This is a genomic window from Streptomyces sp. NPDC001406, assembly GCF_042895285.1.
In the GTDB taxonomy this organism is placed as follows: domain Bacteria; phylum Actinomycetota; class Actinomycetes; order Streptomycetales; family Streptomycetaceae; genus Streptomyces.
Genome location: NZ_JBIAWG010000005.1, coordinates 331,374 through 357,913, shown reverse-complemented (window position 1 = coordinate 357,913; position 26,540 = coordinate 331,374). Strand labels below are relative to the sequence as shown.

The 26,540-nt window shown below is 67.8% G+C and carries 19 protein-coding genes; 12 read left to right on the top strand and 7 right to left on the bottom strand.

Annotation, left to right across the window (positions count from 1 at the left end; genetic code table 11):
- Positions 1 to 135: 135 nt before the first annotated feature.
- From ACFY1J_RS14635 to ACFY1J_RS14605, 7 genes are all read left to right on the top strand, one after another.
- Complete coding sequence (locus ACFY1J_RS14635) at positions 136 to 2,226, top strand: ABC transporter family substrate-binding protein (protein WP_390708685.1); 2,091 nt, start codon at positions 136 to 138, stop codon at positions 2,224 to 2,226.
- A 139-nt stretch (positions 2,227 to 2,365) separates the two neighbouring features.
- Positions 2,366 to 4,282: a translational GTPase TypA gene (gene typA, locus ACFY1J_RS14630; protein WP_390708686.1), complete on the top strand. Its 1,917-nt coding sequence runs from the start codon at positions 2,366 to 2,368 to the stop codon at positions 4,280 to 4,282.
- A gap of 559 nt (positions 4,283 to 4,841) precedes the next feature.
- The gene (locus tag ACFY1J_RS14625) at positions 4,842 to 5,876 is read left to right on the top strand and encodes an ABC transporter permease (RefSeq protein ID WP_390731289.1); all 1,035 of its coding nucleotides are present in this window, start codon (positions 4,842 to 4,844) and stop codon (positions 5,874 to 5,876) included.
- 91 nt (positions 5,877 to 5,967) lie between these two features.
- Positions 5,968 to 7,776 (top strand): ABC transporter substrate-binding protein, encoded by a 1,809-nt coding sequence (locus tag ACFY1J_RS14620; protein ID WP_390708688.1) that lies wholly within the window; start codon positions 5,968 to 5,970, stop codon positions 7,774 to 7,776.
- Positions 7,777 to 7,866: 90 nt separating this feature from the next.
- Positions 7,867 to 8,847, top strand: a complete 981-nt coding sequence (locus ACFY1J_RS14615; protein WP_390708689.1) for an ABC transporter permease — start codon at positions 7,867 to 7,869, stop codon at positions 8,845 to 8,847.
- Positions 8,848 to 8,866: 19 nt separating this feature from the next.
- Positions 8,867 to 9,931 carry an ABC transporter ATP-binding protein gene (locus tag ACFY1J_RS14610; RefSeq protein ID WP_390708690.1) on the top strand — a complete coding sequence of 355 codons (1,065 nt, stop codon included), beginning with the start codon at positions 8,867 to 8,869 and terminating at the stop codon, positions 9,929 to 9,931.
- Between the two features lie 17 nt (positions 9,932 to 9,948).
- Positions 9,949 to 11,067, top strand: coding sequence for an ABC transporter ATP-binding protein (locus ACFY1J_RS14605; protein ID WP_390708691.1), 1,119 nt, complete (start codon positions 9,949 to 9,951; stop codon positions 11,065 to 11,067).
- On the opposite strand, the gene ACFY1J_RS14600 is transcribed toward ACFY1J_RS14605, so the two are convergent.
- The 6 genes from ACFY1J_RS14600 to ACFY1J_RS14575 form a co-directional block, all read right to left on the bottom strand.
- Complete coding sequence (locus ACFY1J_RS14600; protein ID WP_390708692.1) at positions 11,064 to 11,804, bottom strand: class I SAM-dependent methyltransferase; 741 nt, start codon at positions 11,802 to 11,804, stop codon at positions 11,064 to 11,066. The genes ACFY1J_RS14605 and ACFY1J_RS14600 overlap by 4 nt on opposite strands.
- A 230-nt stretch (positions 11,805 to 12,034) precedes the next feature.
- Positions 12,035 to 13,078, bottom strand: a complete 1,044-nt coding sequence (locus ACFY1J_RS14595) for an ABC transporter ATP-binding protein (protein ID WP_390731288.1) — start codon at positions 13,076 to 13,078, stop codon at positions 12,035 to 12,037.
- Between the two features lie 26 nt (positions 13,079 to 13,104).
- On the bottom strand, positions 13,105 to 14,142 hold the full coding sequence (locus tag ACFY1J_RS14590) for an ABC transporter ATP-binding protein (protein WP_390708694.1): 1,038 nt from the start codon (positions 14,140 to 14,142) through the stop codon (positions 13,105 to 13,107).
- A gap of 52 nt (positions 14,143 to 14,194) precedes the next feature.
- Positions 14,195 to 15,175, bottom strand: coding sequence for an ABC transporter permease (locus tag ACFY1J_RS14585; protein ID WP_390708695.1), 981 nt, complete (start codon positions 15,173 to 15,175; stop codon positions 14,195 to 14,197).
- A 119-nt stretch (positions 15,176 to 15,294) separates the two neighbouring features.
- Positions 15,295 to 17,058, bottom strand: coding sequence for an ABC transporter substrate-binding protein (locus ACFY1J_RS14580; protein WP_390708696.1), 1,764 nt, complete (start codon positions 17,056 to 17,058; stop codon positions 15,295 to 15,297).
- An 80-nt stretch (positions 17,059 to 17,138) separates the two neighbouring features.
- Complete coding sequence (locus ACFY1J_RS14575; protein ID WP_390708697.1) at positions 17,139 to 18,128, bottom strand: ABC transporter permease; 990 nt, start codon at positions 18,126 to 18,128, stop codon at positions 17,139 to 17,141.
- Positions 18,129 to 18,658: 530 nt separating this feature from the next.
- Here ACFY1J_RS14575 and ACFY1J_RS14570 point away from each other — a divergent pair.
- From ACFY1J_RS14570 to ACFY1J_RS14550, 5 genes are read left to right on the top strand one after another with little or no spacing between them, the layout of a single operon-like run.
- Positions 18,659 to 20,281, top strand: a complete 1,623-nt coding sequence (locus tag ACFY1J_RS14570; RefSeq protein WP_390708698.1) for an ABC transporter substrate-binding protein — start codon at positions 18,659 to 18,661, stop codon at positions 20,279 to 20,281.
- 6 nt (positions 20,282 to 20,287) lie between these two features.
- The gene (locus tag ACFY1J_RS14565; RefSeq protein ID WP_390731287.1) at positions 20,288 to 21,211 is read left to right on the top strand and encodes an ABC transporter permease; all 924 of its coding nucleotides are present in this window, start codon (positions 20,288 to 20,290) and stop codon (positions 21,209 to 21,211) included.
- Positions 21,204 to 22,184, top strand: coding sequence for an ABC transporter permease (locus ACFY1J_RS14560; protein ID WP_390708700.1), 981 nt, complete (start codon positions 21,204 to 21,206; stop codon positions 22,182 to 22,184). The genes ACFY1J_RS14565 and ACFY1J_RS14560 overlap by 8 nt, the downstream gene beginning before the upstream one ends.
- 6 nt (positions 22,185 to 22,190) lie before the next feature.
- On the top strand, positions 22,191 to 23,165 hold the full coding sequence (locus tag ACFY1J_RS14555) for an ABC transporter ATP-binding protein (protein WP_390708701.1): 975 nt from the start codon (positions 22,191 to 22,193) through the stop codon (positions 23,163 to 23,165).
- A complete protein-coding gene (locus ACFY1J_RS14550; RefSeq protein ID WP_390708702.1) occupies positions 23,158 to 24,207 on the top strand; it encodes an ABC transporter ATP-binding protein in 1,050 nt (349 codons plus the stop codon). Before ACFY1J_RS14555 ends, ACFY1J_RS14550 begins: the two co-directional genes overlap by 8 nt.
- 110 nt (positions 24,208 to 24,317) lie before the next feature.
- Here the strand turns inward: ACFY1J_RS14550 and ACFY1J_RS14545 are convergent, their stop codons facing one another.
- A complete protein-coding gene (locus ACFY1J_RS14545) occupies positions 24,318 to 26,447 on the bottom strand; it encodes a prolyl oligopeptidase family serine peptidase (protein WP_390708703.1) in 2,130 nt (709 codons plus the stop codon).
- Positions 26,448 to 26,540 lie beyond the last annotated feature (93 nt).

Below are 26,540 nucleotides of genomic sequence, written 5' to 3'. Positions count from 1 at the left end.
GAGCCCCCGCCGCCGTGTCGCTCCCGACGGGCGAACCCTTTCCTCTTCAGTGGGTCCGTACATCTGATCAGCACCAAAATACCGCCAAATGTGAACAGACCACACCCGTGTCACCGGGCTCCCCGGAGGTAGCAGATGTCCCACGACGGCGTCGCACTGCGCGCGGTCATGCGCTCGGTCGCCTTCCTCACCGCCGGCGCGCTCGCGGTACCCGTCCTCGCCGGCTGCAGCTCCGGAGACGACGAGGCGGGCCGTCCGCTGGCCGGACAGGACATCGCCCCCGCCGCCCGGAACCTGGTCGCCGACGGCGGCACCCTGCGCTGGGCGGTGGACGCCGTCCCGGAGACCCTGAACACCTTCCAGGCCGACGCCGACGCCGGCACCACCCGGGTCGCCCAGGCCGTCCTGCCCTCCATGTTCCGAACCGACCAGAACGGGCGCCCGGTCCGCAACCCGGACTATCTGGAGTCCGCCAAGGTCATCGAGACCGAGCCGCGCCAGGTCGTCCTGTACAAGCTCAACCAGCAGGCCGTCTGGAGCGACGGCCGGGAGATCGGCGCCGCCGACTTCGCCGCCCAGTGGCGCGCCCTGTCCGGCAAGGACGCCGCCTACTGGAGCGCCCACAACGCCGGCTACGACCGCATCGACAAGATCGAACGCGGCGCCAACGACCTGGAGGTCCGGGTCACCTTCAGCCGCCCCTACGCCGACTGGAAGTCGCTGTTCTCCCCGCTGTACCCGAAGGACGTCATGGGCACCCCGGACGCCTTCAACGACGGGGCGCGCCGCAAGCTCCAGATCAGCGCCGGGCCCTTCAAGGTCGACAAGGTGGACACCGCCAAGAAGGACGTCGTCCTCACCCGCAACCCGCGCTGGTGGGGGCACCCCACCAAACTGTCCGAGATCGTGCTGCACGCCGTGCCCCGCGACAAGCGGGCCACCGCGCTGGCCGACGGCACCGTGGACCTCGCCGAGATCGCCCCCGCCGAGGTCGAGCGCATCAGCATCGCCGGCCGCGACGGCGGCACCGGCACGCCCCTGCAGGGCGCCGGGCGCATCTCCGCCAAGAAGCGGGACCAGCTGAGCGGTGTCGAGGTCCGCAGATCCCTGGATCCGGCCTACACCCAGCTCGCCCTCAACGGCTCCGGGGGACCCCTCGCCGACGAGCGGGTCCGCCGTGCCGTCGCCCGTTCCCTGGACCGTACGGCGCTGGCCAAGGTCGCCCTGACCCCGCTCGGCCTGCCCCCCGTCCCCGTCGGCAGTCATCTCGCCCTCTCCGGCCAGACCGACTACGCCGACAGCAGCGGCGCCCTGGGCGGCCAGGACACCAAGGAGGCGCAGGCGCTGCTCGCGGAGGCCGGCTGGGTGCTCGGCGGACCGGTCAAGGAGCAGAAGAAGCCCGAGAAGGCGGCCGGACCGCAGGGCAGCGCCGCCGACCAGTCCAACGGCGGCGACGACGGAGTGTTCATCGTCGGCGAGGACAACAAGGACCCCAGGGACCACAAGAACAAGCACCGCGAGCCGACCGGTGACGAGGGCGGCAGACACCTCGCGCAGGACGGCAAGCAGTACACGGAACGGCATCTGCAGCAGGGCGGCGCGCCCGGCGCCTATGCCCCCAAGGGCACCGCCGCCCCGGCCGGAGCCGCCGCCAGGACGCTGGCCAAGGACGGCAAGGCGCTCACCCTGCGCTTCGTGCTCCCCTCGGGTCCCGGCTCGGACACCCTGCGCTCGGTGGCCGACCGGATCACGCAGATGCTGGAGAAGGTCGGCATCCGCACGGAGATCACCAGGGTTCCGGACGAGAGCTACTTCAGGGACCACATCGCCGCGGGCCAGTACGACCTGGCCCTGTACTCCTGGCCGTCCTCCGCCTTCCCCGCCACCGACGCCCGCCCGGTCTACGCCAAGCCGGTCCCGGCCGCCGACGGCTCCCTGAGCGTCGAGCAGAACTACACCCGCGTCGGCACCGACCAGATCGACCAGCTCTTCGACGAGGCCGCCGCCACCCTCGACGAGGACGAGGCCAAGGATCTGATCCGCAAGGCCGACTCCCGTATCTGGGCGGCGGCCGGCTCGTTGCCCCTCTATCAGCGTCCCCAGCTCATCGGGGTGAGGAAGAGCCTGGTCAACGCGGGTGCCTTCGGTTTCCAGACCCCGGTCTACGAAGACATGGGCTTCCTGAAGAAGGGCGCGAAGATGCCCGCGAGCCCGATGGTGAAGTGAGCCCTGCGTGGCCCTGCGGAAGCCGCCTCCCGCCGGGCCACGTAACATGGGGTGAGGCCGTGGCATGTCAAGCCCGGCAGGGCCCGCGTCACACGGACGTACGGAGGGCCTTCCTCACACTCCGGGAGTACGTCGCAATATGGCTGTGTCCATGACACGTCACGACATCCGCAATGTCGCCATCGTCGCCCACGTCGACCACGGCAAGACGACCATCGTCGACGGCATGCTGAAGCAGGCCGGTGCCTTCGCCGCCCACCAGCTCGACTCGGTCGACGACCGCATGATGGACTCGAACGACCTGGAGCGTGAGAAGGGCATCACGATCCTCGCCAAGAACACGGCGGTGAAGTACCACCCCAAGGACGGTGGCGACCCGATCACCATCAACATCATCGACACCCCCGGCCACGCCGACTTCGGCGGCGAGGTCGAGCGCGGTCTGTCGATGGTCGACGGTGTCGTGCTGCTGGTCGACGCCTCCGAGGGCCCGCTGCCGCAGACCCGCTTCGTGCTGCGCAAGGCCCTCCAGCAGCGCCTGCCCGTCATCCTGTGCATCAACAAGACGGACCGCCCGGACTCCCGCATCGACGAGGTCGTCAACGAGACCTACGACCTCTTCCTCGACCTGGACGCGGACGAGGAGCAGATCGAGTTCCCGATCGTGTACGCGTGCGGCCGTGACGGCATCGCCTCGCTGACCAAGCCGGAGAACGGCACGGTCCCGGCGGACTCCACCAGCCTGGAGCCGTTCTTCTCCACGATCCTGGAGCACATCCCGGCCCCGACCTTCGACGAGGAAGCGCCGCTCCAGGCCCACGTCACCAACCTGGACGCCGACAACTTCCTCGGCCGCATCGCGCTGCTCCGCGTCGAGCAGGGCGAGCTGCGCAAGGGCCAGACCGTGGCCTGGATCAAGCGCGACGGCTCGATCAGCAACGTTCGCATCAGCGAGCTGATGATGACCGAGGCGCTCACCCGCAAGCCCGCCGAGAAGGCCGGCCCGGGTGACATCTGCGCCGTCGCCGGTATCCCGGACATCATGATCGGCGAGACCCTCGCCGACACCGAGAACCCGGTGCCGCTCCCGCTGATCACGGTCGACGAGCCGGCGATCTCGATGACCATCGGCACCAACACCTCCCCGCTGGTCGGCCGCGGCGGCACCGGCAAGGGCGCCGACGCGAAGGCGGCCGTCAAGGACCGCAAGGTCACCGCCCGCCAGGTCAAGGACCGCCTCGACCGCGAGCTGATCGGTAACGTCTCGCTGCGCGTCCTGGACACCGAGCGGCCGGACGCCTGGGAGGTCCAGGGCCGTGGTGAGCTGGCGCTCGCCATCCTGGTCGAGACCATGCGCCGGGAGGGCTACGAGCTCACCGTCGGCAAGCCCCAGGTGGTCACCAAGGACGTCGACGGCAAGGTCTACGAGCCGGTCGAGCGCATGACGATCGACGTGCCCGAGGAGCACATGGGCGCGGTCACGCAGCTCATGGGTGTCCGCAAGGGCCGCATGGACAACATGTCCAACCACGGCTCCGGCTGGGTCCGCATGGAGTTCGTCGTGCCGTCCCGCGGTCTGATCGGCTTCCGTACCGAGTTCCTGACCCAGACCCGCGGCACCGGCATCGGCCACTCCATCCACGAGGGCTTCGAGCCCTGGTTCGGCACGCTCCAGACCCGTAACAACGGCTCCCTGGTCGCCGACCGCTCCGGTGCCGTCACCGCCTTCGCGATGACGAACCTCCAGGAGCGCGGTGTGCTCTTCGTCGAGCCGGGCACCGAGGTGTACGAGGGCATGATCGTCGGTGAGAACTCCCGCTCCGACGACATGGACGTCAACATCACCAAGGAGAAGAAGCTCACCAACATGCGGTCCTCGACGGCCGACGTGGCCGAGTCGATCGTGCCGCCGCGGAAGCTGTCCCTGGAGCAGTCGCTGGAGTTCTGCCGCGACGACGAGTGCGTCGAGGTGACCCCGGAGGCGGTCCGCATCCGCAAGGTGAACCTGGACGCCCGTGAGCGCGCCCGCGCCGCGAGCCGCGCCAAGCACGGCTGACGCACGGCGAACAGCAGTCCGGAGCCCGGGTGTCCCCATGGTGGGGATGCCCGGGCTTTTTGCAACCCGTTTTCCGATGGCCGATGTCCGTAATGCGGAGATCCCTGCCCGATACCCATGTAACACGTCCGTTTCGCGCCCTTCTTCGGTCGAACAGTTTGTCCAGATTTTGGAAGGTCTACGCGTGAGCTGTGACTGAATTGAGATTTAAGAACGGTGGTCGGTGGTCGACCCATGGCAGATAGTTAGCCGCGTAGCGCTCGGGTCAATGGGTCACGCGCTGTGGGGACAGCGCCGACTCACGAGCACCAGGGGGTGTCTGACCCTCCGTCAGGGGTGTCGGAGGACGAGGACGGTTACCCCCTCCCGTTGGTGAACACGTGACGTCATGAGGAGGAACCCCCATGCGTGGTCATTCCGGCCGTTCGTCCGGCGACCAGGTCTGAGAATCCCGCGACCGCTCAGCGCGGCCGCTCAACTACGCGCGTCCCACTGCGGATTCGCGTGGCTCGGAGTACCTGGACGCCTCTCACACCCACACTTGTGAAACGGACGAACAGTGACAAGTCCTATCGACATTGAGGGCGGCGGGACCACGGTGGCCGTCGGTGGCGACCTGGGGCCGCAGACGCAGCCCGAAGCCGTCAAACTCGAAGGCCGGTCCCCCGGCCAGCTGATGTGGATCCGCTTCAAACGCGACCGTACAGGCGTGATCTCGGCCTACGTCGTGGGCTTCTTCTTCCTGGTCGGGCTGCTCGCGCCGCTGATATCCAAGCTGTACGGGAAGAACCCGTACACGGTGTACGCGGACGAACGCCCCGAACTCTTCGACAGCGCGGGCGTGCCCGTGCAGCCCAACGGCGGCATCAGCAGCGAGTTCTGGTTCGGCCTCGAACCCGGCAACGGCTACGACGTCTTCACCAAGCTCATCTACGGGATCCGTACCTCGCTGATGATCTCGGTCGCGGTCACGGTCGCGGTCGTGCTGACCGGCATCGTGCTCGGCGTCGCGGCCGGCTACCTCGGCGGCCGGACCGACTTCTTCATCGGCCGGGTCATCGACTTCCTGCTCGCCTTCCCGGCGCAGCTGTTCTTCATCGCCAGCATGCCCGTCGTGGTCTCACTGTTCGTCAGCCCGCGCGACGAGACACCGACGTACGTACGCGTGGTCGCGCTCATCCTCGTCCAGTGGTTCCTCGGCTGGATGAGCCTGGCCCGCATCCTGCGCGGCACCTCACTGGCCCTGCGTGAACGGGAGTTCATCGAGGCGGCCAAGGTGAGCGGGGCCTCGCCCTGGCGGATCATCCGCAAGGAGATCCTGCCGAACGTCGTCACACCGCTCCTGGTGCAGTCGACGTATCTGCTGCCCAGCTTTGTGACCGCCGAGGCCGGTCTGTCCTTCCTGGGCGTGGGCATCGTCGAACCGACGCCCGACTGGGGGCAGATGTTCTCCAAGGCGTCCACCGAACTGGTGATGCAGAACGACATCACCTACATGTTCTTCCCCGGCATCTCGATGATCATCTTCATCGTCGCGTTCAACCTGCTCGGGGATTCGGTCAGGGACGCCTTCGACCCCAAGACCGCTCGCTGACCGGGCACTTGCACATCTTCCGCACGGCAGTTCTTCCGCACTGGTGACAGACGGGGCACCGGTGACACACAAGATGGGTGGAAACTGAGTGATGAGTAGGGGCGGACGCCACGTCTACGGCGCACTCTCCGTGCTCGCAGCCGGAGCTCTTGTGCTCACCGGTTGCAGCAAGGGCGGCAGCGACAGCGGTGGCAACGACAAGAAGGACCAGGAGAACGCCAAGCGCCAGCAGGCGTCGATCAAGTTCGGCGGCACGGCGGACTCCACCGGCCCGGCGGCCGATGTACCCGGCGCCAAGCCCGGCGGCACCATGGAAGTACTGCAGCGCGACAGCTACGCACACCTCGACCCGGCCCAGATCTATGTGTCCGACGAGGGCTCCCTGGCCACGCTGCTCCACAGAGGCCTCACCGGCTACAAGGCGACCAGCAACGACGGCTCGAAGCACGAGGTCGTCGGTGACCTCGCCACCGACTCCGGTACCACCACGGACGGCGGCAAGACCTGGAAGTACACGCTGAAGGACGGCATCAAGTTCCAGGACGGGTCCCCGATCACGTCCAAGGACTTCCGGCACAGCGTCGAGCGGCTCTTCGCGCCGTTCGTCAACCAGGGCCCGACCTACCTCCAGCAGTGGCTGGCCGACTCCCCGGGCACCGCGTACCGCAAGCTGCTCAAGGACGGCCCGTACAAGGGCAAGCACCTGCCCAGCAGCATCCTCGAAACGCCGGACGACAAGACGATCATCTTCCACTTCAAGACCGCCCACCCCGACCTGCCGTACGCGCTGGCGATGGCCGGCTACGCGGTGGTCTCCGAGAAGGGCGACACCAAGGAGAAGTACGACAAGGCCCCGGTGGTCACCGGCCCGTACAAGATCCAGTCGTTCAAGTCCGGCAAGTCCATGGTCCTGGTGAAGAACACCAACTGGGACCCGAAGACGGACCCGATCCGCCACCAGTACGTGGACCAGTTCAACATCACTTTCAACCAGCAGTTCGAGACCTCCACCAAGGCGCTGCTCGCCGACAGCGGTGCCGACCAGACCGGCCTCAGCTTCAACAACCAGGTGGACGCGGGCAACCTGTCCAACGTCCTCAAGGACCCGAAGATGAAGGCCCGCACGGTCTCCGGCTACCAGCCGTACGTGGGCCAGATGAACATCAACATGAGCCACCCGGCGCTCAAGGACAAGACGATCCGCGAGGCGATCGCCTACGCCCTGCCGGTCACGCCCTTCGTCCGTGCCTACGGCGGCACCGACGCCATGGAGGTCGCCGGCGGTCTGATCTCCCCGACCGTCAGCGGCTACGACGCGGCCTTCGACCCGTGGGGCAAGAAGAAGAAGCCCGCCGGTGACCCGGACAAGGCCAGGGAGCTGCTGAAGAAGGCCGGCAAGCTCAACATGAAGCTGACCTTCGGCTACATCAACACCCCCGAGGGCCAGCAGTACTCCACCGCCATGGCCGCGGGCCTGAAGAAGGCCGGCTTCAACGTCCAGCGCCAGGAGATCCCGGCCGAGACGTACTACGACCAGGTCAGCAAGCTCGACAACAACTACGACATCTTCCACACCGCGTGGGGTGCCGACTGGCCGTCCGCCTCGACCGTCCTGCCGCCGCTGTACGACGGCCGCGTGATCGCCGACGGCGCGCAGAACTACTCGCAGATCAACGACCCCAAGGTCAACAGCGAGATCGACCGCATCAACCAGATCACCGACCCGGTGAAGTCCGCGGCCGAGTGGGAGAAGCTCGACCAGTACATCGTCAAGGACGTCGTCAACGTCGTCCCGACGGCGTACTACAAGCAGACCCAGATCGCCGGTTCGAAGGTCGGCGGCCTCGTCTACGACGACGTCATCGGCGGCGTCGACCCGCGTCGCCTCTACATCAAGTAACCGTCCCCGCCCGGTACCCGGTGCTTCACCTCAGTGAGGGGGAGCACCGGGTACCGTCCGGCCCGCCGACGTCAGAGAGCTGCCCCTGTCATGCTGCGCTTCCTCGTCCGCCGGATCCTCGGTGCCATCGTCATTCTCTTCCTGCTGAGCATCGTCACGTTCTTGCTGTTCTTCGGGATGCCGCGCGACCCGGCGCTGCTGATGTGCGGCAAGACCTGCAATCCGGGCAGCCTCGCCAACATCCATCATGTGCTCGGCCTCGACAAGTCGATACCCGAGCAGTACTGGATCTTCCTGCACAACCTGGTGATGGGCAGCAACCAGTTCGCCCAGGGCCCCTGCCCGGCGCCCTGCTTCGGGTACTCGTACCACACCAACGAACCGGTGTGGGCCACGCTGATGGACCGGCTGCCCACCACCGTCTCGCTCACCCTCGGCGCGGCGTTCTTCTTCCTGCTCGTCGGCCTCGGCAGCGGCCTGCTCGCCGCCTGGCGGCGCGGCACGCTCATCGACAAGGCGGCCACGGCCGGGGCGATGGTGCTCAGTTCGATGCAGATCTACTTCCTCGGCCCGCTCGCCCTGGCGATCCTCGTCTACCAGACCCACTGGTTCGACAAACCCGCCTACAACAACTTCACCGCCGACCCGATCACCTGGTTCACGGGCCTGATCATCCCCTGGGTGGTCCTCTCCACGATCTTCGCCGCGCAGTACACCCGTATGGCGCGCTCGTCGATGATCGAACAGCTCCAGGAGGAACACGTACGCACCGCCCGCGCCAAGGGCATGTCCCGGCGCTACGTCTTCTTCCGCTACGCCTGGCGCGGCTCGCTGATCCCCATCGTCACCATCTTCGGCATCGACCTGGGTTCCCTGCTCGGCGGCGCCATCATCACCGAGTACACCTTCGGCCTGCCGGGCCTCGGCCAACTGGCGGTGCTGTCCGTCTTCTTCAGCGACCTGCCGCTGCTGCTCGGCGTGATGCTGTTCTCCGCGACCATGATCCTTCTCTTCAACATCATCGTCGACGCCTGCTACGCCTACATCGACCCGCGCGTGCGGCTGGCCTAGGCCGTTTAGGAGCACTTTCGTGACCACTCTGACCAAGGAGGCCGGCGCTCCCGTCCCGGCCGGTGCGGGTCCCCTGTTGTCCGTGCGGGACCTGCACGTCAGCTTCAAGACCGAGGACGGCATCGTACGGGCCGTGGACGGGCTCTCCTTCGACCTGGAACGCGGCAAGACCCTGGGGATCGTGGGGGAGTCGGGCTCGGGCAAGTCGGTGACGAACCTGACCATCCTGGGCCTGCACAACCCCATGTTCACCACCGTCGAGGGCGAGATCCTGCTGGACGGGCAGGAGTTGACCACCGCGCGGGAGTCGGAGCTGGAGAAGCTGCGCGGCAACAAGGTCGCCATGATCTTCCAGGACCCGCTGACCGCGCTGTCCCCCTACTACACGGTGGGCCGCCAGATCGCCGAGCCGTTCATGAAGCACAACGGCGCCTCCAAGCGGGCCGCCTGGGACCGCGCGGTCGAGATGCTCGGCAAGGTGGGCATCCCGAACCCGAAGGAGCGGGCCAAGGACTACCCGCACCAGTTCTCCGGCGGTATGCGCCAGCGCGCGATGATCGCCATGGCGCTGGTCTGCGACCCGGACCTGCTGATCGCCGACGAGCCGACCACGGCCCTGGACGTGACGGTCCAGGCCCAGATCCTCGACCTCCTCAAGGACCTCCAGCAGGAGTTCGGCTCCGGGATCGTCTTCATCACCCACGACCTCGGCGTGATCGCCGACATGGCCGACGACATCATGGTGATGTATGCGGGCAGCGCGGTGGAGCGCGGCACGGTCGACGAGGTGCTGCGCTCGCCCCAGCACCCCTACACCTGGGGTCTGCTGAACTCGATGCCGCGACTGGACTCCGACCTGGCGGCCCCGCTGTCGCCCATCCCGGGCACCCCGCCCTCGCTGCTCACCCCGCCGTCCGGCTGCCGCTTCCACCCACGCTGCACCTTCCAGGACCGGGTGCAGGGCGCCGGACGCTGTGTCAACGAACGCCCGCTGCTGGCCCCCGACCGGGCCTCCGCCTGTCATCTGACGGGCGAGCAGAAGCGGACCATCTTCATCGACGAGATCAAGCCCCGGCTGGGCTAGGGCCAGGAGGACACGGCATGAAAGAGGACCTCGTCCTCCCCGCCCCGCGCGAGTCGGCCGGCGGCGTGGAGTCAGAAGCGCTCCTTGAGGTCTCCGGGCTGACCAAGCACTTCCCGGTCAAGGGCGGCTTTCCGATCCGGCGTACGGTCGGCCATGTGCAGGCCGTCGACGGCATCGACCTGACCGTGCGCGTCGGCGAGAGCTTCGGCCTGGTGGGCGAGTCGGGTTGCGGCAAGTCGACGACGGGCCGGCTGATCACCCGCCTCCTGGAGCCGACGAGCGGGAAGATCACATACCGGGGCAAGGACATCGGCCACGCCTCCCGCAAGCAGCTGGCGTCCATCCGCTCCGAAATCCAGATGATCTTCCAGGACCCCTACTCCTCGCTGAACCCGCGCCAGACGGTCGGCAGGATCATCTCCAACCCGATGGAGATCAACGGGATCGCACCGGACGGCGGCCGGGAAAAGCGCGTCCGCGAGCTCCTGGAGATCGTCGGCCTCAACCCCGAGCACTACAACCGCTTCCCGCACGAGTTCTCCGGCGGTCAGCGCCAGCGCATCGGTGTGGCAAGGGCGTTGGCCCTCGAACCGAAGCTGATCGTGGCGGACGAGCCGGTCTCGGCCCTGGACGTCTCCATCCAGGCGCAGGTGGTGAACCTCCTCCAGGAGGTGCAGAAGGAACTGGGCATCGCGTTCTTGTTCATCGCCCACGACCTGGCGGTGGTCCGCCACTTCTCGCAACGCGTGGCGGTGATGTACCTCGGCAAGATCATCGAGGTGGGCGACCGCGACTCCATCTACACCCGCCCCCGTCACCCCTACACCCACGCCCTGCTGTCCGCGGTGCCCGAGGTCAACCTCACCGACACCGAATCGTCCGGGCGCGAGCGCATCCGGCTGGCCGGCGACGTCCCGTCCCCCATCTCCCCGCCCTCCGGCTGCCGCTTCCGCACCCGCTGCTGGAAGGCCCAGGACAAGTGCGCGGCCGAGGAACCCCCGCTGATCCAGATCTCCGGCAACCGGACCGGCCACTTGACGGCGTGCCACTTCCCGGAGGAGCCCACGATCGAGGCACGCGACGAGGACATCGTCCTGGACCCGGCACTGGCGGCGCTGGAGGAGGGCGAGAACTAACGGGACCGCTCAGCCACGGTGATGATCTCCGGGCTCGCGGGGGTCACCGGCCCCCGCTCCCAGTCGCCGTACTGCTCGACGACCTCCAGTCCGGCCTCCGCGAGGAAGCCGGAAAGGGTCTCGGGGTCCAGGAAGCGGAGTGTGGCCCGGCTGACCCGGGGCCGGGCCCAGCCGTCGCCCTGGTAGGTCTCGGTGAACGTCACCCGGCCCCCGACGGGACCGCCCTGGACCTCGTGCCACACGCGTACGGCCGTGCCGTCGGCGCCCATGACCTCACGCACCCGGTCCGGCGTCCAGCCCTCCCAGGCGCGGACGGCCGGGTTGCGGGTCTCGAAGACGAACCGCCCGCCGTTGGCGAGCGCCGACCGTACGGCGCGCAGGCAGAGACGCAACTCCTCGTCGCCCAGCAGCACTTGGAAGGCGTGCCCGGTCATCACGACCAGTTGGAACTCGCCGCCCCACAGCCGCGTCCGCAGATCCCCGAGCACCCACTCCACGGCAGGGGCGCCGCGTCGCGCCTGTACGAGCATGGCGGCGGCCGGATCGAGCCCCGTCAGCCGGCCGGGGTGGCCGTCCTCGTGCGCCCGCCTGAGCAACTGCCCTGTGCCGCAGCCGACATCGAGCACGGACTCCGCGGACTTCACCAGGCCGAGGTAGAAGTCGTCACCCGGCCCCCACGGGTTGAGGCCGTCGTACAGGGCGGCAAGCGAAAGATCGGCGAACGAATGATCGACCACCGCGGCAGTTTGTCATACGTGGGTGAACCGTACGGCGGGATCCGCCGTCTTCTTGTCAGGTTCCGAACTCGGGGCAACACCCGTTCGCCCGAGGGGACTTGGCGGTACAGCGAAGGCCCGCACCTGGGGAGGCACGGGCCTTCGTCCCCTGGAACAGGACGATCATGGGCTCGGGTCAATGGGCCGGTGAAAGTCCGTTCCGTAGGCGACGGCTGACGGAAAGGGGTGTGTCAGGCCGCCGTCTCGGGGTCCTTGGAGAGGCGTGGCGCGGGAATCGTCTCCGCCGTCTCCGGGTAGTGGCAGGCGGTCAGGTGGCCGGGCTTGTTGCCCTCGGCCTGGACCAGCGGCGGGGCCTCCGTCGCGCACTTCTCCGTCGCCTTCCAGCAGCGGGTGCGGAAGCGGCAGCCGGAGGGCGGGTTGATCGGGGAGGGCACGTCACCGGTGAGCCGGATGCGCTCGCGCGGGGTCTCGTCCACCGTGGCCTCGGGCACGGCGGAGAGCAGGGCCCGCGTGTAGGGGTGACGCGGGTTGTTGTAGAGGTCGTCGCGGTCGGCGATCTCGACGATCTTACCCAGGTACATGACCGCGACGCGGTGCGAGAAGTGCCGCACGATCGCCAGGTCGTGGGCGATGAAGACGAACGCGATGCCGAGTTCCTTCTGGACCTTCTGAAGGAGGTTCACGACCTGCGCCTGGATGGAGACGTCCAGGGCCGAGACCGGCTCGTCCGCGACGATCAGCTTCGGCTCCAGGGCGAGCGCGCGGGCGACACCGATGCGCTGGCGCTGACCGCCGGAGAACTCGTGCGGGAAGCGGTTGTAGTGCTCGGGGTTGAGACCGACGATCTCCAGCAGCTCACGGACGCGCTTCTCGCGGCCGCCGGCCGGGTTGATGTCGTTGATCTCCATCGGACCCGAGATGATCTTGCCGACCGTGTGCCGCGGGTTCAGCGAGGCGTACGGGTCCTGGAAGATCATCTGGATCTCGGACCGGATCGGCGCGAGGTCCCTGCGGCCGGCGTGCGTGATGTCCTGGCCGCGGTAGGAGACCTTGCCGTCGGTCGGCTCCAGCAGGCGGGTGATCAGCCGGCCCGTGGTCGACTTGCCGCAGCCGGACTCGCCGACCAGGCCCAGGCTCTCGCCCTCGGCGACCTGGAAGTCGAGACCATCGACAGCCTGGACGTGGCCGACCGTACGCCGGATCGGGAAGCCGCCCTTGATCGGGAAGTGCTTGGTCAGCCCGGAGACGTCCAGGAGGGGGGTGGCGCTGCTCATGGTGGTGAAATCCCGTCTCGTGTACGTCAGTGGGCCTTGCTGGCGGCAAGGTCGGCGAAGAACTCACGGCGCTGGTCGTCGGTGAGGTGGCACGCGCTGCCGCGGCCGTCCGCCATCTCCAGCGGCGGGCGCTCCTTCGAGCACCGGTCGCCCTCGACCTTCTCGGCGAAGGCGCAGCGAGGGTGGAAGCGGCAGCCGGACGGCGGGTTCAGCAGCGACGGCGGGGAGCCCGGGATCGGGTTCAGCGGCACGTCGACCGGGCCGTCCAGGCTCGGCATGGAGCCCAGCAGACCCCAGGTGTAGGGGTGCTGCGGGGAGCGCAGCACCTCCTCCTTCGTCCCGCGCTCCACGCACCGGCCGCCGTACATGACGAGGACGTCGTCCGCGATGTCGGCGATCACCCCGAGGTCATGGGTGATGAAGATGATCGCGGTGCCGAATTCCTTCTGGAGGTCCTTGAGCAGGTCCATGATCTGGGCCTGGACCGTCACGTCGAGGGCCGTGGTCGGCTCGTCGGCGATCAGCAGCTCGGGGTCGCAGACCAGCGCCATGGCGATCATCGCGCGCTGGCGCATACCGCCGGAGAACTGGTGCGGGTAGTCGTCCACCCGGATCTCCGGCTGCGGGATGCCGACCCGCTTCAGCATCTCGATCGCGCGCGCACGGGCCTCCTTCTTGGAGGCGCCGGTGTGCTTGCGGTACGTCTCGCCGATCTGTGTGCCGATGGTGTGGTACGGCGACAGCGAGGCCAGGGCGTCCTGGAAGATCATCGCCATCTTGTTGCCGCGGAGCTTCTCCAGCGTCCTCTCCGAGGCGCCGTTCAGCTCCTCGCCGTCGAGCTCGATCGAGCCCTCGACCTTGGTGCTGTCCGCGTTGTGCAGGCCCAGGATGGTCAGGTTGGTGACCGACTTGCCGGACCCCGACTCACCCACGATGCCCAGCGTCTTGCCGCGCACGAGGTCGAAGGAGAGGCCGTCGACGGCCTTGACGGTGCCGTCCTCGGTCGAGAAGTGCACCTTCAGGTCCTTGATGGACAGGAAGGGCTGCTGGTCGGTGCTCGTCACGGGGACGCTCCAGAGGGGGGTGATGCGGGGTAGCTGGTGGGGGCGAGCGGGGTCAGGCGAGCCGGATCCGCGGGTCGATCAGGGCGTAGAGGGCGTCGACGACGATGTTGGCGACCACCACGAAGGAGGCCGTGATGATCATGACACCGAGCAGCATGGGCAGGTCGTTGGTGAAGACGGACTTCACCGCGAGCATGCCCAGGCCCTGGAGGCTGAAGGTCTTCTCGGTGATCATCGCGCCACCGAGCAGGACGCCGAGGTCGATACCGAAGATGGTGACGATGGGACCCATCGCGCCACGCCAGGCGAAGCGGAAGAAGACGTTGCGCTTGGACAGACCCTTGGCCCGCGCGGTGCGGACATAGTCCTCGCTGAGCGTCTCGACGATCTGCGAGCGCGTCATACGGGTGTAGTTCGCGGTGAAGATCAGAGCCAGCACCAGCCAGGGCAGCAGCAGGCCGTTGAACCACGAGGCGGGGTTGTCGGTGAACTTCGTGTACGACGGCTGGTCCAGGATGTGCCACTGGTACACGAAGAAGTACAGGGCCAGCGTGCCCACGAAGTAGATCTGCATCGACGAGGCGATCAGCGAGGCGGAGCTGGCGATCTTGTCGGTGGCCTTGCCCTGGCGCACCGCGGCGAGCATGCCGGTACCGACACCGAAGATGATGAAGACGACCGAGGAGCCGACGGCCAGGGAGAAGGTCGTCGGGAAGCGGTCCATGACGGTCGACAGGACCGGCTCACGGTTCACGAAGGAGTAGCCCAGGCAGGGCGCGTCGCAGTGGCCGAAGCCGGTGAAGTCCCGACCCGCGAAGATGGCCGACAGCCAGTGCCAGTACTGGACCGGCAGCGGATCCGAGATCCCCATGTTGTGCCGGATGATCTGGAGCGTCTCCGGCGTGCAGAGCTTGCCACAGGCCATCCGAGCCGGGTCACGCGGCACCGCGTAGAAGAGCATGAACGTGACCGCGCTGATGACGAACAGCGTGACCACGGCGCCGAGGATTCGGCGGACTAGGAAGCGAAGCATGGGGGTTGGCTTTCCTGGGAGGGCCGTCGTGCGGATCGGGCCGGGCCGGGGTGACCGGGTGCCCGGTGGACGAGCCGAGGGTGGGGCGGTCGGTGACCGCCCCACCTCTCAGGGATGGATCAGGCCTTGACGTACATCTTGTAGAGCATGCAACCGTCGAAGTTCGGGTCCATCTTCACGTTTCCGAGCTTGGAGCCGTGGAGGTAGATGCGCTTCATGTAGACGTCCGGGATGAACGCGCCCGTCTCGGTGACCTGCTTGTCCAGGGCGGCCCACATGGCGTTCGCCTTGTCGTTGTCGGTCTCCGCGGTGGCGGCCTTGATGGCGGCGTCGACCGCGGGGTCCTTCAGGTGCGAGTAGTTCGAACCGCCGTCGGCGATCGCCTTGCTGTCGAACAGCGGCTGGAAGACCGAGAAACCGGTCGGCCAGTCGGAGCCCCAGCCGCCCCAGTAGACGTCGTACGGGTTGGCGACCTTGCCGGTCTGGTCGTACCAGGTGGTGGAGTCGATGCCCTTGGTGACGACCTCGAAGCCCGCCGCCTTCAGGGCGTTCTCGACGACGACCTTGACCTTGGCGTTGGTGTCGTCCTGCTGGTAGGCGTAGACGATCTTGGTGCCGAGCTTGCCGGCCTTCTTCAGGATCGCCTTGGCGGCCGCCGGGTCACCCGCCGGGTTCTTCAGCTTGCCCCAGACGTCCTGCGACTTGTAGCCGGCGACGAGCGGGCTCATGATGCCCGTCGCGTAGTCACCGCGGTGGGTGCCGCCCTGGACCTGACGGATACCGGCGGTCGGCCAGGCCTTGATGAGCGCCTCGCGGACGGACTTGTCGGTGACCCGGGTGGTGTTGATCCAGTAGACGCTGACGCCGCTGCCCAGACCCTCGAAGACGCGGTCCTTGGCCTCGGTGGTGGCCTTCTGGACACGCTCCTGCGGGATCGTGCGCCAGGAGACGGCGTACTGGTCGTTGCCGGAGTCGGCGAGCAGACGGTCGATCGCGGTCAGCTGCTCGATGCCGAAGGTGAAGTCGAACTCGTCCGGGTAGGCGTTGCGGATCGGGTCCGTGTTCGGGTCCCAGTGCTCGTTGCGGACCAGGACCATCGACTTGTCGGTGACGTGCGACTTGACCTTGTAAGGACCGTTGGAGACGGGCTTCTTGTCGTAGTCCTGCTTCGTGTCCTTCTTCACCGGGGTCGGCGCGTAGGAGTGCATCGCGAGGACGTAGTTGAAGTCCGGACGGGCCTCGGAGAGGTGGAAGGTGATGGTCTTCCCGCTCGTCACGATCGACTTCAGGTGCTTGCCCTTGAAGGGGCCGGAGTAGGACTTGCGGTACTCCTGCGAACCGGTCAGCCACGTCTGGACGTACATGGCGCCCTCGGTGATGAAGCTGGCGAAGGCACGCTCGAAGCCGTGACGGACGTCGTCGACGGTGATGTCCGAGCCGTCCTCCCACTTGACGCCGTCCTTCAGGGTGAAGGACCAGGTCTTGCCGGCGTCCTTCATGGTGCCCGTGTCGGTGGCGAGGTCGCCGACCAGGGTCATGGAGCCGTCGTCACCGACCTTGTAGCCGGTGAGGGTGCGGGAGAGGACGATCGCGGCCAGCGAGTTCCACGCGTAGTAGATGCGCTGCGGGTCGAGGTGCGAGAAGTCGTCGTCGTTCAGCAGGTAGACCTTGCCGCCCTTCTTGGCGCCGGAGACCTCCGGAGCCGGGCCCTTGGAGTCCTCCGCCGTGCCGATCTTGACCGTGGTGGTCTTGGCCTTGGCCGCGTCCTGCTTGCCGCCACCGCCGTTGCTGCTGGAGTCACCGCTGCTGCACGCGGTCAGCACGGAGCCAGCCGCCGCGGCGACACCGGTGGCTATCAGGAAGTTTCTGCGCGAGAAGGACATCGCAATCCTGCCTTGGGAGTGAGTTGAGTGAGAGAACCGGCACCCCGGCGTCATCGCCGAGGTCCTGAAAGGAGCCGGAGTCAGCGCTTGGTCTTCGGGTCGAGCGCGTCGCGCAACGAGTCACCGAGGAGGTTGAACGCCAGGACGAAGACCACCATCGTGAGGCCCGGGAAGAGCAGGAAGGTGATGTCGTCCTGGTAGTACTTGGCGGCGTTCCCGATCATGACGCCCCAGTCGGGGGTCGGGTCCTGAAGACCGACGCCGAGGAAGGCGAGACCTGCCTCCGTGGTGACCATCGCGGGAAGCGTCAGCGTCGCCTGGATCAGGATCGGCGTCCACAGGTTGGGGAGCAGCTCCTTGAAGATGATGCGCGCCGGAGACGCACCCGTGACCTTGGCGGCCTCGACGAACTCCCGCTCGCGCAGGGCCAGTACCTGGCCGCGCAGGAGTCGGGCGATCGAGGCCCAGCCGAAGGCGGTGAGCAGCAGGACCATCGAGACGACGATGAGCGACGTGGGCGTGTTCTCGCTGTCGGACACGAACAGGGCGATCACGACCGGGGTGAAGGCCACGAAGAACAGCTGCTGCGGGAAGGCGAGCAGGATGTCGATGACTCGGCCGAGGAACCAGTCCGTCTTGCCGCCGATGTAGCCGGCGGTGACACCGATGACCACACCGAGGATCACGACGAAGATCGTGATGGCCGTGGCGATCAGCAGCGAGTTCCGGATCGCGTAGAGCAGGAAGGTGAAGACGTCGCGGCCGAGCTGCGGGTCGATACCGAACCAGTAGTCGGGGCTGACGCCGCCGTTCGGCTTCACGGGGAAGCCGTTGTCGCCCAGCAGCCCGGGCGTGTTCAGGCCGTACGTCGTGTACGGATCCTTCCCGTACAGATTGGCGATCAGCGGCGCCGCGAGCGCGATCACGAAGAAGAAGATCACGATGTACGCCGATATGACGCCCGTACGGTCCCGCTTGAACCGGCGCCAGGCCAGCTGTCCCGGGGACCTGCTCTCGTTGCCCTTCGAAGAGGGAGAAGTGGTCGACTTCTCGACGCTCTCGTCGGTCACCTCAAGCGGGGCAGCCGCAGATGGAGTTGGGGGGGTCATGGTGCTCCTGGCCCAAGGGAGGGTCTGATGACTCCGCAGGGCGCTCCCCTACGGGCTACGCCGGACTTTTTCAACGCAATTCATTCAAGGTCAATAAATTCTCGGTCGCCTTGGTTGCCTATTTACCTTCTTTACTCTCACTTGACCGTTCCGTAGCTACGCGGGTAGCACGCTGTAATCGTTCCGTGCTTTAGTTCGGACTAACTGGACTATTCGGGCAACGAGTTCGATATGCGGACGCCTGTGTGTCGAAATGCGTACATCGGCGGGGCGCAATCCAACGTTTCGGCATCGTTACGCGGAGATCCATTGCATTCGTCGCCCAAGATCGCCGCGCCCACCCGGCGGGGGCTGCGTGCATCCGGATGACCTGTCCCCTGAAAGGCCCCCTCCCGAGTGGCGCACACATGCGATATGCGGCATTTGCGCTGATATTGACCGGTAGCTGAAATCGACCGGTAATCGATCACCGCTCTCGGAGGAGGCACGCCATGCGTGGAGCCAGGCACGCCGGATGGGCCGTCGGTGCGACGGTGGTGGCGCTCGTCGCGACGGCGTGCGGGGGCGGAGCCGCGAGCGGCACGCAGGGCGGGGTCCTCAGTTCCTCCTGGGGCGACCCGCAGAACCCCCTCGAACCGGCCAACACCAACGAGGTGCAGGGCGGCAAGGTCCTCGACATGATCTTCCGCGGTCTGAAGCGGTACGACCCCAGGACCGCGCAGGCCCAGAACATGCTCGCCGAGCGGATCGACACCCCGGACTCGCAGAACTTCACCGTCACGATCAAGGACGGCTGGACCTTCAGCAACGGCGAGAAGATCACCGCCAAGTCCTTCGTGGACGCCTGGAACTACGGCGCGAGCCTGAAGAACAACCAGAAGAACGCCTACTTCTTCGGCTACATCCAGGGCTACGACAAGATCCACCCGGCCACCGGCTCACAGAGCGCCGACACGCTCTCCGGTCTGAAGGTCGTGAACGACAGGACCTTCACGGTCAAGCTGAACCAGAAGTTCTCCGGCTTCCCCGACACCCTGGGCTACGTGGCCTTCGCGCCGCTGCCCCGGTCGTTCTTCTCCGACCACGCCGCCTGGCTGGAGAAGCCGGTCGGCAACGGGCCGTACATGATCGACTCGTACACCAGGGGCTTCCAGATGGCCCTGACGAAGTGGGACGGCTACCCCGGCGCCGACAAGGCGCAGAACGACGGCGTGACCCTCAAGGTCTACACGGACAGCGACACCGCCTACACCGATCTGCTGGCCGGAAACCTCGACCTCGTCGACGACGTCCCCGCCGCGCAGCTGAGGAACGTCAAGAAGGACCTCGGCAACCGCTACATCAACACCCCGGCCGGCATCATCCAGACCCTCGCCTTCCCGTACTACGACAAGGACTGGGACAGGGCCGGCGCCGAGAAGGTCCGCACCGGCCTGTCCATGGCGATCAACCGGAAGCAGATCACCGACACGATCTTCCAGAAGACCCGCACCCCGGCGAGCGACTGGACCTCGCCGGTCCTCGGCACGGAAGGCGGTTTCAAGGAAGGGCTGTGCGGGAGCGCCTGCGAGTACGACCCGGCCGGGGCCAAGAAGCTGATCCAGGAGGGCGGCGGGCTCCCGGGCGGACAGCTCAAGATCACCTACAACGCCGACACCGGCTCGCACAGGATGTGGGTGGACGCCGTGTGCAACTCCATCAACAACGCGCTCGGCAACGACAAGGCCTGCGTCGGCAACCCGATCGGCACCTTCGCGGACTTCAGGAACCAGATCGGTCAGCACAAGATGGCCGGCCCCTTCCGCGCGGGCTGGCAGATGGACTACCCGCTGATCCAGAACTTCCTGCAGCCGCTCTACTACACCAACGCCTCCTCCAACGACGGCAAGTGGTCCAACGCGCAGTTCGACCAGCTCGTGGACCGGGCCAACGCCGAGACCGACACCGCAAAGGCGGTCTCCACCTTCCAGCAGGCCGAAGAGGTTGTCCGGGACAACATGGCCGCCATCCCGCTCTGGTACCAGAACGGCAGCGCGGGCTACTCGGAGCGGCTTTCCAACGTCGCCCTGAACCCGTTCAGCGTCCCCGTCTACAACGAGATCAAGGTCGGCTGAGCCGCCATGGGGCGCTATGTCGTCCGGCGTCTGCTCCAGATGGTCCCGGTGTTCGTCGGGGCGACGCTGCTCATCTTCCTGATGGTGAACGTGATGGGCGACCCCATCGCGGGACTGTGCGGCGAGCGCGCCTGCGACCCGGCGACGGCCGCCCAGCTGAAGCGGGAGTTCGGCCTCGACAAGCCGCTGTGGCAGCAATACCTGACCTACATGGGGAACATCTTCACCGGCGACTTCGGCACCGCGTTCAACGGCCAGCCCGTCACCGAGCTGATGGCGACCGCGTTCCCCGTCACCATCCGGCTGACGATCGTGGCGATCCTCTTCGAGATCGTCATCGGCATCTCGCTGGGCGTCGTCACCGGAGTGCACCGCGGCCGCCCCGTCGACACGGGTGTGCTCCTCGCCACCCTGGTCGTGATCTCCGTACCGACCTTCGTCACCGGCCTGCTGCTCCAACTGCTGCTCGGCGTGCAGTGGCACTGGATCCAGCCGTCGGTCTCCCAGCAGGCCGCCTTCGGCGAACTGATCGTGCCGGGCCTCGTCCTGGCCGCCGTCTCGCTCGCCTACGTCACCCGGCTGACCCGCACCTCCATCGCGGAGAACAAACGGTCCGACTACGTCCGTACGGCCGTCGCCAAGGGCCTGCCCCGGCGCCGGGTCGTCACCCGGCATCTGCTGCGCAACTCGCTCATCCCCGTCGTCACCTTCATCGGCGCCGACATCGGGGCGCTGATGGGCGGCGCGATCGTCACCGAGCGGATCTTCAACATCCACGGCGTCGGCTACCAGCTCTACCAGGGCATCCTGCGGCAGAACACCCAGACGGTCGTCGGCTTCGTGACCGTCCTCGTCCTCGTCTTCCTGCTGGTCAACCTGCTCGTGGACCTGCTGTACGCCGTACTCGACCCGAGGATCCGCTATGCCTGAGCAGTTGCACGAGCCCGAACGCGCCATCGCGGGGACCGGCGCCGGCAGCGGGATGGACCTGGCGGCGAGCGAGGCCGAGACACTGGAGAAGACTCCGGCGGGACCGCTGGGCACGGGCCCGCGCGCCAAGCCGCGCAGCCTGTGGTCCGACGCCTGGCGGGACCTGCGCCGCAACCCCGTCTTCATCGTCTCCGCGCTCGTCATCCTCTTCCTCGTCGTCATCTCCCTGTGGCCCTCGCTGATCGCCTCCGGCAGCCCCCTGCAGTGCAACCTCGCCAAGTCCCAGGAGGGCTCCCAGCCGGGCGCCCCCTTCGGGTACGACGGCCAGGGCTGCAACGTCTACACACGGACCGTCTACGGGGCCCGTACGTCCGTCACGGTCGGCGTCTGCGCCTCGCTCGGGGTCGCGCTCCTCGGGTCCGCGCTGGGCGGCCTCGCGGGATTCTTCGGCGGGGCCTGGGACTCGCTCCTGTCCCGGGTGACCGACATCTTCTTCGCGATCCCCGTCGTCCTCGGCGGTCTGGTCCTCCTCTCCGTGGTGACCAGCAATACGGTCTGGCCGGTCATCGGGTTCATGGTGCTGCTCGGCTGGCCGCAGATCTCCCGCATCGCCCGCGGCTCCGTCATCACCGTCAAGCAGAACGACTATGTGCAGGCGGCCCGCGCCCTGGGCGCCTCCAACGCCCGCATCCTGCTGCGCCACATCGCGCCCAACGCGGTCGCCCCGGTGATCGTCGTGGCGACCATCGCGCTCGGCACCTACATCTCGCTGGAGGCGACCCTGTCGTATCTCGGCGTCGGCCTGAAGCCGCCCAGCGTCTCCTGGGGCATCGACATCTCCGCCGCCTCCCCCTTCATCCGCAACGCCCCGCACGCGCTGCTGTGGCCCTCCGGCGCCCTGGCGATCACGGTCCTGGCCTTCATCATGCTCGGCGACGCGGTCCGCGACGCCCTCGACCCGAAGCTGAGGTGAGCCGCCGTGCTGCTCGAAGTGCGTGACCTGCACGTGGAGTTCCGGACCCGGGACGGGGTCGCCAAGGCCGTGAACGGCGTCGGTTACGCCGTGGACGCGGGGGAGACCCTCGCGGTGCTCGGTGAGTCGGGGTCGGGCAAATCGGTCTCCGCGCAGGCCGTCATGGGCATTCTCGACATGCCGCCCGGCAGGATCACGGGCGGCGAGATCCTCTTCCGGGGCAAGGACCTGCTGAAGATGAAAGAAGAGGAGAGGAGAAGGATCCGCGGCGCCGGAATGGCGATGATCTTCCAGGACGCCCTGTCGGCGCTGAACCCCGTGCTCTCCGTGGGCGAGCAGCTCGGCGAGATGTTCGTCGTGCACCGGGGAATGTCACGCAAGGACGCGCGGGCCAGGGCGGTCGAGCTGATGGACCGGGTGCGCATTCCGGGCGCCGCCCAGCGGGTGCGCGACTATCCCCACCAGTTCTCGGGCGGAATGCGCCAGCGCATCATGATCGCCATGGCGCTGGCCCTGGAACCGGCGCTGATCATCGCCGACGAGCCCACCACCGCCCTCGACGTCACCGTCCAGGCCCAGGTCATGGATCTGCTCGCCGAGCTGCGGCGCGAGTACGACATGGGGCTGATCCTGATCACCCACGACCTCGGCGTGGTCGCCGACGTCGCCGACCGCATCGCCGTCATGTACGCGGGACGGATCGTCGAGTCGGCCCCGGTCCACGACATCTACAAGGCGCCCGCCCACCCGTACACACGCGGCCTGCTCGACTCCATCCCGCGCCTCGACCAGAAGGGCCGGGAGCTCTACGCCATCAAGGGCCTGCCGCCGAACCTGATGGACATCCCGCCGGGCTGCGCCTTCCACCCGCGCTGCCCGATGGCCCGGGACGTGTGCCGCACGGACGAACCCCCGCTGTACGAGGTCTCCGAGGAGCGCGGCAGCGCCTGCCACTTCTGGCGGGAGTGCCTCCATGACTGAGCCGATCCTGGAGGTCAGCGGCCTCGTCAAGCACTACCCGCTCACCCGGGGCATCCTCTTCAAGAAACAGATCGGCTCGGTGAAGGCCGTGGACGGCGTCGACTTCACGCTCGCCCGGGGCGAAACCCTGGGCCTGGTGGGCGAGTCGGGCTGCGGCAAGTCGACGGTCGCCCGGATGCTGTGCAACCTGGAACAGCCGACGGCGGGCTCGATCCGATTCAGGGGCGAGGACATCACCAGGCTCTCGGGCAAGGCCCTGAAGGCCGTACGGCGCCATATCCAGATGGTCTTCCAGGACCCGTACACCTCGCTCAACCCCCGTATGACGGTGGGCGACATCATCGGGGAGCCGTACGAGATCCACCCCGAGGCGGCCCCGAAGGGCGACCGCCGCCGCAGGGTCCAGGAGCTGCTGGACGTGGTCGGCCTCAACCCCGAGTACGTCAACCGCTATCCGCACCAGTTCTCGGGCGGCCAGCGCCAGCGCATCGGCATCGCACGCGGGCTGGCGCTGCGCCCGGACGTGATCGTCGCCGACGAGCCGGTGTCGGCGCTGGACGTCTCGATCCAGGCGCAGGTGGTCAACCTCCTGGACCGGCTCCAGACGGAGTTCGAGCTCTCCTACGTCTTCATCGCCCACGACCTGTCGATCGTGCGGCACATCTCGGACCGGGTGGGGGTGATGTACCTGGGCCGCATCGTGGAGATCGGCAGGGACGCCGAGATCTACGACCACCCCACGCACCCCTACACCCAGGCCCTCCTGTCCGCGGTCCCGGTGCCGGACCCCGAGGCCCGTGAGCGCCGCGAGCGCATCATCCTCACGGGCGATGTCCCGTCCCCCACGAACATCCCGTCCGGCTGCCGCTTCCGCACCCGTTGCTGGAAGGCCCAGGAGCGCTGCGCGCTGGAGGTGCCGGCGCTCGCCGTACCCGCCGAGTTCCGCCGCACGACGGGTCCCGCGGCGCACGACTCGGCGTGTCACTTCGCGGAGGAGAAGCAGGTGGTCCCGCTGGAGGAGCACGGCAACGGGCCGGGGTGACATGGTGCACCCCGGCCCGTTTACGGCACCCGCACGGCCGTACGCTGTTCAGCCTCGCGCGTCCGTATATCGGTACCGCTTCCGCTAAGTTGCCTGCGTGTTAACGCAGTTCACGCGTGTTTGCGCGGTTGTGTCAGCGAACGCTTGAGGAAGTCCACCTGAAGGAGGAGCAGATTCTCCGCGACCTGCTCCTGCGGGGTCATGTGCGTGACGCCGGACAGCGGCAGCACCTCGTGCGGGCGGCCGGCGGCCAGCAGGGCGGAGGACAGGCGCAGCGCATGGGCCACCACCACGTTGTCGTCGGCCAGACCGTGCACGATCATCAGCGGGCGGTGCGGCTCGGCGGGGGAGGCCAGGCCGTCGTCCGTGACCAGGGAGCTCTTCGCGTACGACGCCGGGTCCGCGGCCGGGTCGCCCAGGTACCGCTCGGTGTAGTGGGTGTCGTACAGGCGCCAGTCGGTGACCGGAGCCCCCGCGATGCCCGCGTGGAAGACGTCCGGGCGGCGCAGCACGGCCAGGCCCGCCAGCCAGCCGCCGTAGGACCAGCCGCGGATCGCCACCCGGGTCAGGTCGAGGGGGTACCGCTTCGCGAGGTCCTGGAGCGCCTCGACCTGGTCGTCCAGGGACACCGTGAAGTCACGGTGCACCGCCTTCTCCCAGGCGGGGGAGCGCCCCGGGGTGCCCCGGCCGTCGGCGACGACCACCGCGAAGCCCTGGTCGGCGAACCACTGCGAGGTCAGGTGGGCATTGTGCGCGGCGACCACGCGCGGGCCGTGCGGCCCCCCATAGGGGTCCAGCAGCACCGGCAGGGGAGTGTCGGAGGGGTAGTCCTGTGGCATAAGCACGGCGCACGGGATTCGCCGTGCGCCCCCCTCGGTGAGTGTCACGCGCGGGGACATACCGGGATCTTCGGCGTACGACTGGACAGTCGCCGTCGGTTTTCCGTCACGCAGTACCTGGACGCGGGCACCCGGGCGGTCCAGTGCGGCGGAGATCAGTACGGTCACGCCCCCGGTGCGCACCGCCGAGTGCACGCCGGGGTCCTGTGAGACGCGCTCCACACCGAGTTCGTTCACCCGGTAGACGTGCACCTCGCCGATGCCGGGAGCCTCGGCCTCCTCGCCGGCCGAGGCCGAGACCAGTACGTCGTCGTCCGAGACGTCGAGCACCGCACGGATGTGCAACTGGGCCCCGGTCAGCGGGCGTTCGCCCACCGCGAGCACCCGCGCACCGCCCTCGTCGGCGATCCGCACGAGCTGTCCGGAGGGGCTCCAGCAGGGCACGCCAGGGAAAAGTTCCAGCCATGTTGGATCTTCTTCCGCATGCACCATCCGGGTCGCCCCCGAGTCCGGGTCCACGGCCAGGAACAGCTGGCTGCGCTGGTCCCGCGCCTGCACCAGGACCAGCGGGGCACCCGCCTCTGACCAGTGCACATGCGCCAGATACGGATAGCGCGCCCGGTCCCAGGCGACCTCCGTGCGGGACCCGTCGAGGCCGATCACGAACAGTCGTACGTCCGCGTTGGCGGTGCCCGCCGCCGGATACGCGACGTGTTGTGGCTCACGCTCCGGGTGGGCCGGATCCGCGATCCACCACCGCCGCACCGGCGTGTCGTCCGCGCGCGCCACGAGCAGCCGGTCCGACTCCGGGGCCCACCAGAAGCCCCGCGCACGCCCCATCTCCTCGGCCGCGATGAACTCGGCCAATCCATAGGTGACCCCGTCCGCGTCGGGCTCCGCCAGCGCCCGGTCCCCCTCGCCCTCCGCGCCCACCACCCGCAGGGCGCCCCCGGCGACATACGCCACATGTCGTCCGTCGGGGGCGGGACGCGGGTCGATCACCGGCCCGGGAACCCGGAGTTCACGTGCCGTGCCGGCCCGTAGCTCCGCCGTGAAAAGCCGTCCTGACAAGGCGAAAGACGCCAGTTCCAGGGCCGTGTCGGTGGCGTAGCCGACGATGCCGGCACCGCCCTCGCGACTGCGTTCGCGGCGCGCCCGCTCCTCGGGCGAGAGATGCTCCGTGGCGCCGCCCAGCAGCGCCCGCGGGTCGGCCGCGAGGCGCTCCCGGCCGTCCGTCACGTCAATGATCCACAGGGAGTTGGCCCGGTCCGTACCGGAGTGCGAGCGCAGGAACGCCACGCGGGAACCGTCGGGAGCCACGGTGAACGCACGCGGCGCGCCGAGCGTGAACCGCTGGGTGCGGGCGTGCCGTCGGGGGAAGGAGTCAGGCTCGGTCGTCATTCCCCGACCATATTGGCCATGCGCCCCCTTGTGCGGCCGTGCGCCGACCGATGCGCGAGTACGGATAGTTATGATCACTACCGCTGAGTGGGT

Coding starts and splice junctions, on each gene's coding strand:
- ACFY1J_RS14550 (WP_390708702.1), top strand. CDS start 23,158: ATGACTGAGCCGATCCTGGAGGTCAGCGGCCTCGTCAAGCACTACCCG.
- ACFY1J_RS14565 (WP_390731287.1), top strand. CDS start 20,288: ATGGGGCGCTATGTCGTCCGGCGTCTGCTCCAGATGGTCCCGGTGTTC.
- ACFY1J_RS14545 (WP_390708703.1), bottom strand. CDS start 26,447: ATGACGACCGAGCCTGACTCCTTCCCCCGACGGCACGCCCGCACCCAG.
- typA (WP_390708686.1), top strand. CDS start 2,366: ATGGCTGTGTCCATGACACGTCACGACATCCGCAATGTCGCCATCGTC.
- ACFY1J_RS14570 (WP_390708698.1), top strand. CDS start 18,659: ATGCGTGGAGCCAGGCACGCCGGATGGGCCGTCGGTGCGACGGTGGTG.
- ACFY1J_RS14635 (WP_390708685.1), top strand. CDS start 136: ATGTCCCACGACGGCGTCGCACTGCGCGCGGTCATGCGCTCGGTCGCC.
- ACFY1J_RS14560 (WP_390708700.1), top strand. CDS start 21,204: ATGCCTGAGCAGTTGCACGAGCCCGAACGCGCCATCGCGGGGACCGGC.
- ACFY1J_RS14595 (WP_390731288.1), bottom strand. CDS start 13,078: ATGAGCAGCGCCACCCCCCTCCTGGACGTCTCCGGGCTGACCAAGCAC.
- ACFY1J_RS14615 (WP_390708689.1), top strand. CDS start 7,867: ATGCTGCGCTTCCTCGTCCGCCGGATCCTCGGTGCCATCGTCATTCTC.
- ACFY1J_RS14620 (WP_390708688.1), top strand. CDS start 5,968: ATGAGTAGGGGCGGACGCCACGTCTACGGCGCACTCTCCGTGCTCGCA.
- ACFY1J_RS14580 (WP_390708696.1), bottom strand. CDS start 17,058: ATGTCCTTCTCGCGCAGAAACTTCCTGATAGCCACCGGTGTCGCCGCG.
- ACFY1J_RS14585 (WP_390708695.1), bottom strand. CDS start 15,175: ATGCTTCGCTTCCTAGTCCGCCGAATCCTCGGCGCCGTGGTCACGCTG.
- ACFY1J_RS14605 (WP_390708691.1), top strand. CDS start 9,949: ATGAAAGAGGACCTCGTCCTCCCCGCCCCGCGCGAGTCGGCCGGCGGC.